Here is a 14,451-nt window from a genome sequence, read left to right as displayed (position 1 = left end):
AAAATAGAATGATCGACTTGAAAAGAGTGATAGATTTGACTTGGATTAAAAAAATGATGAATCGCATATTTGATACTGAAAAAAATGAAGAATTCGAAGAAAGTTTTAATGATATTGAGCTGGAGGAAAGTAAAGAAGAAGTACGTCTCGAAAAGCCTGCATTTCGTTTTCCGATCATAACCGATGCTGAAATTTATGGCTGGGAACCCGATCCGGAAAACGAACGAAAAAAAGCAGATAATTTAATTACGGATTTGGATAACGATGGCTTTGAACCTGTACCGTTATATAAAAATGAAAGATGGCCGGGTGGAAACGAAAAACCAAAAATTCACAGGGCGACTGCACCGTTGAAGTATCAAAATAAATACGAACCAGAACGGGAAATCATTCCGAAGCAAGCTCCGAAAAAAGAGACTGCCGTTGCAGAAGATAAAGAGGAAAGTAATTCGGCAATCATTCGGAAAAAGAGCAACCGTCCATTCACGCCAACTGAGGTGCCATCTCCGGTTTATGGCTATTCAAGACCGAAAGTAAATAAAGTAGAATCACAGTCCGCATTGACAAAGGTGCCGGCTGTTTCCGGTAAGGATCTTATTAAAAATGAGGCTGAATTCACTAGTGAACAAACCATTGTAGAAGAAATTCATCGCATTGATTTGGAAGAACATGCACATACTGTAGATAAAGAAAAGTTGGCTTGCGAAGTTGAAGAAACGACACTTGCCGAATCGGCAGAAAAAGAGTTTGAGCCTATACCTCTGCCCACTGCCGAGGAAGAGTTAGAACTTGATTTACCTTCGAATGAAGTAATCGAAGAAAAGCTTGAGCCTGACTATACAACGGCAACTTCAGCTGAGGAAAAGTTCGAACCAATGGAGTCAATAGCGTCATTAGCAGAAGAAGAGATCGAACCGATTGAAGCAATGGAATTACCGGTAGGAGAAAATCTTGAACCGGCGGAATTAATGGAGTTACCGATAGAAGAAGATTTCGAGCCGACAGAAGAAACGGAATTGCAGCTAGAAAGTGAAACTGTGCCTGAGCACCGAGAGCAGAAAAAAGAAAAAATAGTGCCATTCAATGTCCTTATGCTGAAAAATGATAAACTGAAATATGAGGAACGGGAAAAAAGAATAACCAATTACTCCAGCATTGATTCCACAACTAATAATATCGAAAGAACAGATGCTATTAAAACGGAATCAAGACAAGTTTCAGCTGAAATTGATGATGCTCCTGAAGAGATGGAAGAACAACCTTATTATGCATTCCCTTCAAAGGGCTTTCTTATTCAGCCTGAAGAGCATATAGAAGATACTGATTGGCTGCAGTCCCAGTCTGAAAAGCTGGAAGAAGCGCTTTCCTATTTTGCAGTACAGGCGAATGTTATTGAAGCGGTGCAAGGCCCAACCGTCACAAGATTCGAATTGACGGTTGGTCATGGAACAAAAGTGAGTAAAGTCCGTAATCTGACTGATGATCTTAAATTAGCCCTAGCAGCGGAGGATATCCGTATTCAAGCACCGATTCCAGGGACCAGCTCCATTGGCATTGAAATCCCGAATCGAAAGCCAAGAGCGGTCCGAATATCGGAAGTAATTGAAACGAAACGCTTTCAAGATTCCGAATCTCCATTAGAAGCGGTCTTAGGACTTAGCTTGACGGGTGAGCCAGTAACATTGGATTTACGCAAGATGCCACATGGGATGATTGCTGGAGCGACCGGATCTGGTAAATCGGTGTGCATCAATTCAATCTTGATTAGCTTATTGTATAAAGCGTCACCTGCAGATTTGAAGATGCTGCTCATCGACCCCAAAATGGTGGAACTTGCTCCATTCAATGGCATCCCGCATTTGTTGAGCCCTGTCATAACCGACGTGAAGGCTGCGACTGCCGCGCTTAAATGGGCGGTCGGTGAAATGGAGCGCCGATATGAATTATTTGCCCATGTCGGAGCAAGAAATATTGAACGATATAATGAAATGGCAGAGAAGGACCGCAAGTTTTCTTTGAAACTGCCTTATTTACTTATCGTTATTGACGAACTTGCGGATTTAATGATGATGGCTCCTGCAGATGTAGAAGTTTCTATTAGCCGAATTACTCAAAAAGCAAGAGCATGCGGAATCCATCTGATCATTGCGACTCAACGGCCATCTGTCGACGTCATTACTGGAACAATCAAGGCGAATGTCCCGACTCGGATTGCATTTTCTGTTTCCTCTCAGATTGATTCTCGCACAATCATTGATACACCAGGAGCTGAACGGCTACTTGGGAAAGGTGATATGCTTTATCTAGGAAACGGTCAGTCCTCCGCTGTGCGGTTGCAAGGTACATTTGTCACGGATGCTGAAATTGAACGTATAATAGAACACGTTCAAAACGAAGCAGAACCGGATTATTTATTCGGTCAGGAGGATTTACTGGCGAATACGATGGAAGAAGAGGAGTCTGATCCTTTATTTGCTAATGCTTGCATGTTCATAATCGAGCAAGGCAGTGCTTCCACATCCTTATTGCAGCGCAACTTTAGCATTGGCTACAATCGTGCAGCGAAATTGATGGATCGTATGGAAAAACTAGGTTTCATTTCCGAGCAAAGAGGAAGCAAAGCACGGGAAGTTTATTTGACGGAAAGTGAACTCAACCATTTTCTTAATGGTAATGAGAAAACTGTTTAAATGTGAAGAAATATAAAAGATGCTTCATTAGAAATAGAATTGGGAATAGAGAATACTAAAAAAGAATGGGGGATTAGCCGTTAAGCAATAGTTTTCGGCTGGTGTTCCAGAATGTGGGAACAGTTTTGATCCCGGGAGGTTGCATTATGACATTGTACCATTTTACAGGAATCAAAGGATCAGGGATGAGTTCCCTTGCACAGATCCTGCATGATTCATCTTATGCAGTACAAGGCTCTGATGTGGAGAAATATTTCTTTACGGAAGATCCGTTACATGATAGAAAAATAACCATTTTACCTTTTGATGAAAATAATATTAAGCCTGGGATGACTGTAATTGCCGGGAATGCATTCCCTGACAGTCATCCTGAAATTGTAAAAGCCCATGAATTGGGAGTAGAAGTAATACGCTATCATGAGTTTTTGGGTAACTATATGGAAAAATTCATTTCGGTCGGTATTACGGGATCCCACGGAAAAACATCGACGACGGGACTGTTGGCACATGTTTTATCCGGGAATGCACCGACATCCTATCTGATCGGAGACGGTACGGGCAAAGGTGTCGAGGATAGCGAGTACTTTGTTTTTGAAGCGTGTGAATATAAACGTCATTTCCTTGCCTATGAGCCTGACTACGCCATCATGACGAATATAGATTTTGATCATCCGGATTATTTTAAAGATCTGGATGATGTGATGGAAGCATTTGGCCAAATGGCCTTACGCGTTAAAAAAGCAATTATTGCTTGTGGAGATGACATTCATTTGCAACAAATTAAAGCGAATGTTCCTGTTGTCTACTATGGCTTTGATGAAGTGAATGACTTCTCTGCAAAGAACATAGTGAAATCGGAGAAAGGTGCGTCATTTGATGTGTATGTGCGGAATGAATTTTTCCATACATTTACAATCGCATTGGCGGGTGACCATGGAATATTGAATTCTTTAGGTGTTATTGCATTATGCCACTATGAAGGAATTCCGGTTGAAGGCATTGAAGCGAGATTGGCGACGTTTAATGGTGTGAAAAGACGATTTACTGTAACAGAGTCTTACGGTAGAACGATCGTTGACGACTATGCCCATCATCCGACGGAAATTAAAGCGACATTGCAATCTGCAAGGCAGAAGTATCCTAATAAAGAAATCATTGCGATTTTCCAACCGCATACGTTTACACGGACAGCAGCGTTGCTCGAACAATTTGCAGATAGTCTTTCAGGGGCCGACCACGTCTATTTATGTGATATTTTTGGCTCCGCTAGGGAGAAATCAGGCAATTTGTCGATTGACGATCTTGTCGGCAAAATTCCTGGAGCGAAGCATCTTGAATTGGATAATATCGATGTACTCGATGCCCACGGAAACGCAGTTTATCTATTCATGGGCGCAGGCGATATCCAAAAGTATTTAAACGTCTTCGCTGAACATACAAAAAAAGAAGAAACAGCTTGATCCCCACGGGTCAGCTGTTTTTTACATTTTTATATATGAGTCTTTATCATAATATCCAGAAATAATTTATTTCGGAAAAAATGCAGGAGATTAGAAAAGAATGTCGAAAAAGGTTAGAGTAGGCGGCGTTTATTTACCTCATATAAAGGGTAAAATTATTTATGGATGTTTATCGGGAGGAGGATTGCCATGGAAGTTTTACTGTATATTGCTGCCATAGTGGCTGCAATCGCATTTTTGATTTTATGCATTAGCCTTGCAATGACATTAGGTTCATTGAAAACAACATTACGAAGCGTTTCCGAAACATTGGATGGCTTGACGAACCAGTTGGAAGGGGTAACGTCGGAAACGACTGAACTTCTTCATAAGACAAATGCCCTTGCCGAGGATATTCAACAGAAATCCGAAAAATTGAACACTGTTGTTGATGCAGTGAAAGGGGTAGGGGACTCTGTTAGCAACTTAAATAGTTCAGTTCGCCGAGTCACCAATTCTATCACTGTCGAAGCCGAGAAGAACAGTGATAAAATAGCCCAAGTTGTTCAATGGAGCAACGTCGCATTCGGCATCATCGGTAAAGTAAAAGATATGAAAACAGAAAAATCATCAGGATGGACTGTTTATAAAGCAGACACGAGTCAAAAAAGGCTGCCGAGTCCGGATGGCCGTTAAAAACTGAAAAAATTATAACGGAGGGATTCACATGACTGAAAAACTAAAACCGAACTATAACGATACTCATTTTGATCGCCAATATTACGGTAACCAAGAATATAAAAATACTTTTGGTGAACCATCCCAATTGCCTGTCAGCTATCCATACCGTTCGAATACGGACGATTTTTATGACGATGACAATTCCGGTGCAGGGAGCTTCTTATTAGGTGCTCTCGTAGGAGGAGTTATCGGAGCGGCTGCTGCATTGTTCCTTGCGCCTAAAACAGGCAGAGAAATGCGTGACGATTTTTCAGAGCAAGCTGTACAAATTAAAAATAAAGGAATTGAATTGAGTGCTGTTGCGAAGGATAAAGCGACGGAAATCACTTCAGTAGCGAAGGAAAAGACGGACGGCCTGACAAAAACGATCCAAGAGCAATCTGGACAACTCGTCGATAAAGTGAAATCGATGACAAATAAGACTTCGGTTCCTATGGATGATGGAACAGCCTCTTCTGAAGGTGAAGAAGCAATGGATTTTGTATCGACTTCCACGGGTAATGATAAAAAAGCTGTTGAGGATCAATCGACCAAAAACAGCAATGTTTCCTATGACAACAGTGAAAATATCGGACAAGAAAAAAATGTGAATCAAAATCATATTTCAGTTGAAAAAGAAAAGTAAAAAGAAAGAAAAATAAAAAGCCAGGCAGCCATTTTTGGATGCCTGGCTTTTAGTATGATTTTTTTAGGAATCGAATTTAATCTCTAACGCATCTCCGCTGAAAATCGGATCATTGAAGCCAATTGGTTCCCCATTGCGCAGCAATTGGTAGGAAGTGGATGATGTCTTCGGCATGGTATAGTTAATGAAAAGGAAAATGTCACTGAATAAAAACGATCTGCTAGAAGCTTCTGCTATTGTTAGACGATCTCCAGGACGAACAATCTCAAAAGCATCCACTTGCTTGCCGTTCAATAATATAGGAGACCCGCTGTTTGTCAACGTTACAGGCTCCCCGTTGAATGTAACCGCTGTTGTTTGAGCCGAATGGTTCATAGAAGAAACGACTTCGTCGACGGTTGGTGGATCTAGAATCCCTAATCTGATAACATCTCCATCTTTTAGATGTTGATCCGGTGAGGCTGGCATATCGCCGATGAAAAACTGGGTAGTCCATTTTTCCAGTAGCGTTCTTTTGTTATTCACGTATATTTCGAATGGCTCAATAGTTTCAATACCGAGTACTGAAAGGACATCATTCAGTTTCGTTATGGAGGAATAACTTATTTGATCCCTATCATTCACGATTGTATCAAGATCAACAGGAATGCCGTTGCATTCAATACGTGGTACGATTGTATGCTTACGTTCATTGAATGTCACCTCGATAGGAGAAATCTCACCAATCAAATCCCGGATGGTTGCTGACGCATCATTTCCGTTCCTTCCAGGCTCGAGTTTAATTTCATCCCCATTTGAAATGAAATCTTTCGTACTTGCAATATTTCCATTTAACAATATCTTGGATGAACTGCCATGTTCACCAGGGATTGTCATAAGGCTTCCGTTCAATGTAACTGACATTCCCATGCCAGGCTTGCCGTATAGTTGTCTCGCTTTTATATTTGCTGCAAGCAATGCGTCACCGACCGTCATTTCTTTTAACTCAAATAAGCGTATCGTTTTTTCATTCACAGTAACAGACATATAATGGATAGGTGCTCTTCTCGCTGCAATCGCGATGCCGATTGGCGTGACGAGGGCAGGGGTTGAAATGATTCCATCCGATAGAGTGACTTCAGACAATGCATCCAGCCCACGGATACCTACCCGGTTTTCTGGTAAATCTAGTCGGCTGCTCAGTTCTTTTGTTAAGTGTGGTGTGAGGCTGCCTCCGCCGACAACCATGACAGCTTGAGGTGATTTCCTGTTATTTAGTTTTTTGATTTCTTCTGCGATGCTCGTCGCCAGCTTTTCGATGGCAGGTTTAATGGCGGCAAGTACTTCCGAAGATGGTACTTGCTGTTCAAATCCTAGAATATCAGTAATTGTAATCGTTTCGGCAGTTGCAAGAGTACGCTTTGCTAGTTCGGCTACCGGAAAATCGAGAAGGTAGTTGTTGCTGAGCGCTTCTGTAATTTCATCCCCAGCAATCGGAACCATGCCGTACGAGACGACTGTATTATTATTTGTAATCGCAATATCCGATGTTCCTGCGCCGATATCGACGAGCGCCACATTCAACCTGCGCATGGATGGCGGAATGAGAACATTAATGGCGGCAATCGGTTCGAGCGTCAACGCTTCCATCTCAAGCTCGGCCCGTTTCAATGCGGATAAAAGCGATTCGACGACGACGCGAGGGAGGAAGGTTGCAATGACTTCGGCTGTTGCTGTCCTTCCGGCTTGATCAATTAGACTGCCAATTTCATCTCCATCCAGCTTGTAATGAAGAACTGAATAACCGACACAATAATAATAGTCATCAGCGGTGGATACAGAAGATAGTAATTTCTGTTGTGCTTGTTGTACAGCGGCTAATTCAAGCCGGTTAATATCTTCTGAAGTGAAGAGCGGTTTCCCGGCAATATCGATCGTCATGGAGCCTTCCATCGTTTTCAGTGCTCGTCCTGCAGCCGCGACACTTACTTTTTTTAGCATCCCATGGCGTTCTTCTAGAATGGATTTGATTTCAGATATGACATTGGCGACACTTACAATATTATGTATTTGTCCATCAATCATCGAGCGTTCCTTATGTTCAATTGTGACGAGATCGTCAACGTGATAAATGCCGTCCTGTTCGGTTAGAATGATGCCTACGACAGAACGAGTTCCGATATCAAGTGCAAATAGTTTGTTCGACAGAATAATACACCTCTTTTTCGTCAAATACTAACGAAATTAAACAATTTATAAAAATGACGTGACTTTTCAAATACTTTTCATTATACTAAGGACTATTATATAAAAATGTAACATAGATTTCCCGCTTCGAAAAGGGAATGATGTGTACGGGGAGGAGACATAATGATGAGACAAAATGATTTAGATCAGCTTAGAGGTCAAGTAGATGAGTTAAATACTAAAATCCTGGACTTGATCAATGAACGCACAGCGGTTGTCCAAGAAATTGGTAGAGTGAAGGAAAAGCAAGGTGTCAACAGATATGATCCGATCCGTGAAAGAGAAATGCTTAACGCATTAGTCCAATCGAATAATGGCCCGATTCCAAACGGGGTTCTAGAACAAATTTTTAAAGGGATTTTCATGTCAGCGTTGGAAATTCAAGAAGATGAGCAACGCAATGCATTGCTTGTATCCCGTGAACGCAAGCCTGAAGATACGATTGTAGATGTCAATGGGCAAAAAATCGGGAATGGGGAACCGACATTTGTTTTTGGCCCTTGTGCCGTTGAATCATATGAACAAGTTCTTGCAGTTGCGCAATCCATTAAGGCAAAAGGTTTGACGATGATGAGAGGCGGCGCTTACAAACCGCGTACTTCCCCTTATGATTTCCAAGGACTTGGCCTGGAAGGATTGAAAATTTTGAAACGGGTCGCTGATGAAACTGGCTTATCGATCGTGACGGAAATCATTACCCCTTCCCATTTGGAAGAGGCTCTAGATTATATCGACGTTATCCAAATTGGGGCACGCAATATGCAGAATTTTGAATTGTTGAAGGAAGCAGGCATGGTGAATAAACCAGTACTTCTGAAACGTGGATTGGCGGCGACAATTGATGAATTCATCAATGCGGCTGAATATATCATTTCTAAAGGCAATAGCCAAATTATGCTTTGTGAGCGCGGAATCCGTACATATGAACGGGCAACACGTAACACATTGGACATTTCTGCAGTACCGATTTTAAAACAGGAGACACATTTACCAGTTTTCGTTGACGTCACTCACTCAACAGGCAGAAAAGATTTGTTGCTGCCGACTGCAAAAGCGGCAATTGCAGTAGGTGCGGACGGAGTAATGGCAGAAGTGCATCCTGATCCAGCTGTTGCACTATCCGATTCTGCACAGCAAATGGATATTAAACAATTCGATGAGTTCTACGCAGAAATTCAAAGATTCATGAACACCCATCAAACTGTCTAAGCAAGGGTTGTTATTTTAATTATTCTATAAACAACGCCGGACCTTTAAAGGATCCGGTGTTTTGTTTATAATGAAAGTAAGCGAATACATACGATGGGAAGGAGATTCGTCAATGGCAGTAACTATATATGATGTAGCACGAGAAGCAAATGTTTCCATGGCTACAGTTTCACGTGTTGTGAACGGAAATCAGAACGTAAAACCGGCAACACGTAAAAAGGTGCTTGAATGCATCGAGCGTCTCGGTTATCGTCCGAACGCTGTTGCGAGAGGGCTTGCAAGTAAAAAGACGACGACGGTCGGTGTTATTGTTCCGGACATTTCAAAAAGCTATTATGCCGAACTTTCTCGGGGGATTGCGGATATTGCGACGATGTACGAATACAATATTATCTTGTCCAACTCAGATAAGCGGGCGACGAGGGAAGTGGAGCTGTTAGAAGACCATCTCGGCAAACAGGTAGATGGCCTTATTTTCATGAGCGATTCGCTTTCGGAGGAAATTCGGTCAGAAATGGCAACAGCGAATGTACCGATTGTCTTGGCTGGTACTTTGGGCACTGAGACGGATTTGCCGACGGTGAACATAGATCATGAAGAAGCAGCATATGAAGCAGTGAGAAAATTGATTGAAAATGGCCATAAACGCATCGCGCATGTGAGCGGTCCGATGTCCAGAGACATCAATCGATTGTGTAAGAAGGTCGGTTATGAGAGGGCATTGAAGGAAGCTGGCCTTCCGATCATTGAAGAATATTTCATTGAAACGGATAATACGTACGATGACGCATATGAAAAATGGTCCATTATACGAAACCTCGAAGAGCAACCAACTGCCATTTTTGCTGGGAATGATGAAATTGCAGTAGGTGTTTTGAATGGAATTAGAGATGACGGTTTTTCAGTGCCGGATGACTTCGAATTGATCTGTTTCCAGCATACGTTGCTGTCACGTGCAGTAAGGCCGCAATTGACGGCCATTATCGTTCCGCTATATGACTTAGGAGCGGTTTCGATGCGTCTGTTGACGAAGCTTATGAATGGTGAGGAAGTTGAAGATATAAATGTGATCTTGCCGTATCATAAGGAAGTACGTCAATCGACGAAATAATTAAAGCTAAAAGCTGTTCCGCGAGATTATCCGGAACAGCTTTATTAATGTAAAACTTATTGCTGACTTCGCACGATATGTAACGCGCGTTCAAGCATTTGGGCATTCTTCTCCGTAATCTCCGCTTTTCTTGGAATAGGCTCGTACAGCGGATTTGGATCCTCCCATGTTTCAATGAAAGGTACGGGAGAATCATCTTGCCAAGCGGTAAGCCATTGTTCAGGCAGTTTTCCTACAGGTGCTGGAAACTGCTTCATGGCGAGCCAAATATGTGCCCACGCCCTTGGAACGACCCGCCAAATATCATAACCTCCGCCGCCAACAGCAATCCAGCGACCCTCACAATAACGCTCGGCAATATCACGTGCCATCCGTGGTATTTGTTCATAAATCTTCATCGTTCCGTACAAGTGGGTAAGGGGATCAAAAAAGTGTGCATCGGCCCCATTTTGTGTCAATATTACATCCGGCTTGAAATAAGCGGCGACTTCTTCAATGGCAGTTTTATAAATTTCAAGAAATGACTCATCTTCCGTAAAAGCATCTATCGGGAAATTGAAAGAAGTCCCATAGCCATCTCCGTTTCCTCGTTCGTTTATTGCTCCCGTCCCAGGGAACAGGTATCTACCCGTTTCATGAATAGAAAGTGTGCAAACGTTTGGATCGTCGTAAAAAGTCCATTGGACACCGTCGCCGTGATGTGCGTCGGTATCGATATAAAGTACACGGGCATCGTATTTCTTTTGAATATATTTTATGGCGACAGAGCTGTCATTGTAGACGCAGAAACCGGATGCTTTTCCTTGGAATCCATGATGGAGCCCGCCTCCCAAATTCAAAGCGTATTTCGCCCTTCCTTCCATTACTTCATCGACAGCAGTCAAAGTCCCTCCGACAAGCATTGCACTCGCTTCGTGCATATTCGGGAAAATCGGAGTGTCTTCTGTTCCTATGCCATAAACGGAGCCTACCTCTTCACTAATCAGACCCTTGCCAGCCTTTTTGACGATGTCGATGAACTTCGGGTCATGCGCTAATATTAATTCCTCATCAGTCGCGGATCGCGGCATAACAATATCTTCATCCGATATAGCACCGCTTTTTTTCAATAGATCCAGCGTCAAAACAATTCTCTTTTGATTGAATGGGTGGGTATCCGAAAATGAATAGCCAAGTTGTTCCTCGGAATAAATAAATACAGCATCTTTCATCATAGATCAATGCCAGGTACATTCGGCCAGAGGACTTCAAATCCATTATTTCGCAAGCCATCTATGACATTGAGCGGATTCATCGTCTTCACACGAATGACAAGAATTTTATTATTTTCATTTTCCTTGTCAGGATAAACAAGAACACTTAGCACATTCAATTTAAAGTCATGGAACACTTTGGACACTTCAAAAAGAATACCGGGTATATTAGGAACGCGTACTTCAATCTGGGAACCAGGCTGATGAACCCCGGTCAATTCGATATACTTATATAGTAAATCCGTCTCTGTAATGATCCCTACGAGTTTGCCTCCTGTGACGATGGGGAGACAGCCGATGCGGTTATCGTAAAAAATAACAGCCGCCTCCTCTACAAAATCCATCGGATGGCCGCTAATAGGGTTTTTTGTCATGACTTTAGAAAGTGGCGTTTTGTAAACGGTTACATCACATGAATCAGTATAAAGGGAAGGAACGACGTCTTTCAAATCACGGTCTGTTATGACGCCGACAAGTCCTTTATCTTCGGTAATGATTGGTAAATGCCTAATCTTTTTCTCTTGCATGATCAACAAGGCATCGTTTACTGTATGGTCAGGTGAAAGGGAGATGACGTCCCTTTTCATAATCTCTTCAATTAGCACTTGAATATCCTCCCATCAATACATGAATCGGTTCATGAAACGAAGACTGTCGAATTGTTGAATCGATTCCTGATCTACTCGTTTTCCTATCCTCGCCATGAGGCAATTTGCTGGGTGTGAGCTTATTTCAGGATCATCGGTAGCGTAATATTCCAACCCGCCAGCGTTCATCATCTTTTCCATCACTTTTCGGTATTCCCATACATTCAATTTTGTTCCTTTTAAATCCCAATGCCAATAATACTCGGTCGTAATGATAATATAATCTTCCATTGCATCGTCCATCATAGAAACTTCAAGCAAAGCCTTTCCGACTCCGCCGCCCCTAAATTTAGGAATTACTTCGATTGCTCCTAGCTCAATGAGATTTTCCATCTTACCTTTCGACCATCTTTCTAAAGGGTCTGGATACAAGTACGTAACATACCCGACAATTTTATTCATGTCGCGTACGATAAGTATCCGTCCTTCCGGGAGATCGGCGATTTCAATCAGTGCCTTATGCTGCTGTTCAGGCGGTCTGAAAGCAATTAAATCGTTATGGAACTCAAGGTTTGCCAACTCTATTCCGGGAATTGGGCCTTCAATTACGAGGTCGCCATTCTTATGTTTAACTTCCATCGCATTATACGTTTTCTTATGCTCCAAACTTATCACCGTCCTACAAATAAATAGACCATATATATAGTATACAACAATTATATACGAGGTAGAGAACTTATAAATAACAATTAAACGACAATACTAAAAATATCAATTTATTAGCAAATAAAGAAATGATAATGTAGAATAAGAGAGGTAAATGTTTCATGAAAGGGTGATAGGAATGGAGATTAACATTTTACCTGTAATGCAGGGGGATTATCAATTACAGGATTATGACCAAACAGCGAAGGATTTCAAATGGTCTGACGTAGAGAAGGAGTTCAGCTGGCATGAGACCGGGCATATTAATATTGCGCACGAAGCTGTAGATCGTCATGCGAATTCCTATCGAAAAAACAAAGTTGCGCTATTCTACAAAGATGCGGCACGCAAGGAAGCGTATACGTACAATGAAATGAAAAGAATGTCCAATAAAGCTGCAAATGTATTGACGAACCATTCGACATTGGAAAAAGGAGACCGCCTATTTGTTTTCATGCCACGTTCTCCTGAATTGTATTTCGCAATTCTCGGCGCATTGAAAATGGGCACAATTGTCGGGCCGTTATTCGAAGCGTTCATGGAAGGTGCTGTCTATGATAGGCTTGCGGATAGTGAAGCAAAAGCGATTGTGACGACACCGGAATTGTTGAATAGGATTCCTGAAGACAAATTGCCTCACTTGAAAACAATCTTTTTAGTCGGTGAAAATATTAAAGAAGATAATAAGTATATAGATTTCCTTAAGCATTTTAAAAATGCGTCACCTTACTTCCAAGTGGAATGGATGGAACGTGAATCTCCAACATTGCTTCATTATACTTCCGGATCCACTGGAAAACCGAAAGGCGTTCTGCATGTGCAGGAGGCGATGGTGCAACAATTACAAACGGCGCGTTGGGTAATGGACTTAAAAGATGAAGATGTTTTTTGGTGTACGGCGGATCCTGGTTGGGTTACAGGAACAGCATATGGTATTTTTGGACCGATGCTTGCGGGTGCAACATCACTGATTGTTGGTGGAAGATTTTCTACCGATAGTTGGTATGGAGCTATCCAAGAGTATGGAGTAACGGTTTGGTACAGTGCGCCGACAGCATTCCGGATGTTGATGGGAGCTGGTGCGGGACCATTGGAGAAATACGATTTATCTTCATTGCGCCATATTCTATCAGTCGGTGAACCGTTGAACCCTGAAGTTATCCGTTGGGGAATGGAAGTGTTTAAGCTGCGCATCCACGATACTTGGTGGATGACTGAAACTGGTGCGCAAACGATTTGTAACTTCGGATCTTTGCCAATCAAAATGGGATCCATGGGCAAAGCGGTGCCTGGGATTGAAGCCGCCATCGTAGATGATCGAGGGCAAGTGTTGCCGCCGAATCGAATGGGCAATTTAGCCATCAAAAAAGGCTGGCCAGCTATGATGAGGCAAATTTGGAATAACCCCGAGAAATATGATTCGTATTTCTTAAATAATGAATGGTATGTTTCTGGGGATTCTGCCTATATGGACGAGGATGGCTATTTCTTCTTCCAAGGACGGGTTGATGACGTCATCATGACAAGCGGCGAACGTGTAGGGCCGTTTGAAGTGGAAAGCAAGCTGTTGGAGCATCCTGCGATTGTCGAGGCGGGGGTTATTGGAAAGCCTGATCCGGTCCGCGGTGAAATCATTAAGGCATTTGTCGCACTTCATGAAGGATATGAACCGACAGATGAACTCGAAGAAGAAATTAAGCAATTCGTCAAAAAGGAACTTGCTGCACATGCAGCTCCAAGGGAAATTGAATTCAAGGATAAGCTTCCGAAGACGAGAAGCGGAAAAATCATGCGACGTGTATTAAAAGCGTGGGAACTGAACTTGCCGACAGGCGACTTATCGACGATGGAAGATTAAATGAATA

11 protein-coding genes are annotated in these 14,451 nt (G+C 42.3%); 7 read left to right on the top strand and 4 right to left on the bottom strand.

All coding sequences use genetic code 11. The annotated features are described in order from the left end of the window. Positions 1–35: 35 nt before the first annotated feature. The 4 genes from ACR65H_RS15430 (at position 36) to ACR65H_RS15415 (ending at position 5,495) form a co-directional block, all read left to right on the top strand. Complete coding sequence (locus ACR65H_RS15430; RefSeq protein WP_440501436.1) at positions 36–2,690, top strand: DNA translocase FtsK; 2,655 nt, start codon at positions 36–38, stop codon at positions 2,688–2,690. Between the two features lie 146 nt (positions 2,691–2,836). After that, positions 2,837–4,150, top strand: coding sequence for a UDP-N-acetylmuramate--L-alanine ligase (gene murC / locus ACR65H_RS15425; RefSeq protein ID WP_440501434.1), 1,314 nt, complete (start codon positions 2,837–2,839; stop codon positions 4,148–4,150). A gap of 189 nt (positions 4,151–4,339) precedes the next feature. Further along, positions 4,340–4,825, top strand: a complete 486-nt coding sequence (locus tag ACR65H_RS15420) for a DUF948 domain-containing protein (RefSeq protein ID WP_440501433.1) — start codon at positions 4,340–4,342, stop codon at positions 4,823–4,825. Positions 4,826–4,856: 31 nt separating this feature from the next. Then, the gene (locus ACR65H_RS15415) at positions 4,857–5,495 is read left to right on the top strand and encodes a YtxH domain-containing protein (protein WP_440501432.1); all 639 of its coding nucleotides are present in this window, start codon (positions 4,857–4,859) and stop codon (positions 5,493–5,495) included. Between the two features lie 63 nt (positions 5,496–5,558). On the opposite strand, the gene ACR65H_RS15410 is transcribed toward ACR65H_RS15415, so the two are convergent. Next, the gene (locus ACR65H_RS15410; protein ID WP_440501430.1) at positions 5,559–7,706 is read right to left on the bottom strand and encodes a cell division protein FtsA; all 2,148 of its coding nucleotides are present in this window, start codon (positions 7,704–7,706) and stop codon (positions 5,559–5,561) included. A 141-nt stretch (positions 7,707–7,847) separates the two neighbouring features. Between ACR65H_RS15410 and ACR65H_RS15405 the strand changes: the two genes are divergently transcribed. Together ACR65H_RS15405 and ccpA are read left to right on the top strand one after the other, a co-directional pair. Next, a complete protein-coding gene (locus ACR65H_RS15405) occupies positions 7,848–8,930 on the top strand; it encodes a bifunctional 3-deoxy-7-phosphoheptulonate synthase/chorismate mutase (protein ID WP_440501519.1) in 1,083 nt (360 codons plus the stop codon). 112 nt (positions 8,931–9,042) lie between these two features. Continuing rightward, positions 9,043–10,041 carry a catabolite control protein A gene (ccpA, locus tag ACR65H_RS15400; protein ID WP_440501429.1) on the top strand — a complete coding sequence of 333 codons (999 nt, stop codon included), beginning with the start codon at positions 9,043–9,045 and terminating at the stop codon, positions 10,039–10,041. Between the two features lie 56 nt (positions 10,042–10,097). On the opposite strand, the gene ACR65H_RS15395 is transcribed toward ccpA, so the two are convergent. The 3 genes from ACR65H_RS15395 to ACR65H_RS15385 are packed head-to-tail and all read right to left on the bottom strand — an operon-like array spanning position 10,098 to position 12,547. Further along, positions 10,098–11,252: an acetoin utilization protein AcuC gene (locus tag ACR65H_RS15395; protein ID WP_440501427.1), complete on the bottom strand. Its 1,155-nt coding sequence runs from the start codon at positions 11,250–11,252 to the stop codon at positions 10,098–10,100. Continuing rightward, the gene (locus ACR65H_RS15390) at positions 11,252–11,899 is read right to left on the bottom strand and encodes an acetoin utilization AcuB family protein (protein ID WP_440501425.1); all 648 of its coding nucleotides are present in this window, start codon (positions 11,897–11,899) and stop codon (positions 11,252–11,254) included. The genes ACR65H_RS15395 and ACR65H_RS15390 overlap by 1 nt, the downstream gene beginning before the upstream one ends. 15 nt (positions 11,900–11,914) lie before the next feature. Continuing rightward, positions 11,915–12,547, bottom strand: a complete 633-nt coding sequence (locus ACR65H_RS15385; RefSeq protein WP_440501423.1) for a GNAT family N-acetyltransferase — start codon at positions 12,545–12,547, stop codon at positions 11,915–11,917. A 178-nt stretch (positions 12,548–12,725) separates the two neighbouring features. On the opposite strand from ACR65H_RS15385, the gene acsA reads away from it, so the two are divergent. Next, positions 12,726–14,444, top strand: coding sequence for an acetate--CoA ligase (acsA, locus tag ACR65H_RS15380; protein ID WP_440501421.1), 1,719 nt, complete (start codon positions 12,726–12,728; stop codon positions 14,442–14,444). Positions 14,445–14,451 lie beyond the last annotated feature (7 nt).

This window comes from Sporosarcina sp. SAFN-015 (genome assembly GCF_059415085.1).
This window is presented reverse-complemented; position numbering and strand designations above follow the sequence as displayed.

Bases quoted from the DNA above. Each gene is read 5' to 3' on its own strand.
- murC (WP_440501434.1), top strand. From the start codon at position 2,837: ATGACATTGTACCATTTTACAGGAATCAAAGGATCAGGGATGAGTTCC.
- ACR65H_RS15420 (WP_440501433.1), top strand. From the start codon at position 4,340: ATGGAAGTTTTACTGTATATTGCTGCCATAGTGGCTGCAATCGCATTT.
- ACR65H_RS15415 (WP_440501432.1), top strand. From the start codon at position 4,857: ATGACTGAAAAACTAAAACCGAACTATAACGATACTCATTTTGATCGC.
- ACR65H_RS15405 (WP_440501519.1), top strand. From the start codon at position 7,848: ATGAGACAAAATGATTTAGATCAGCTTAGAGGTCAAGTAGATGAGTTA.
- ccpA (WP_440501429.1), top strand. From the start codon at position 9,043: ATGGCAGTAACTATATATGATGTAGCACGAGAAGCAAATGTTTCCATG.
- ACR65H_RS15395 (WP_440501427.1), bottom strand. From the start codon at position 11,252: ATGAAAGATGCTGTATTTATTTATTCCGAGGAACAACTTGGCTATTCA.
- acsA (WP_440501421.1), top strand. From the start codon at position 12,726: ATGGAGATTAACATTTTACCTGTAATGCAGGGGGATTATCAATTACAG.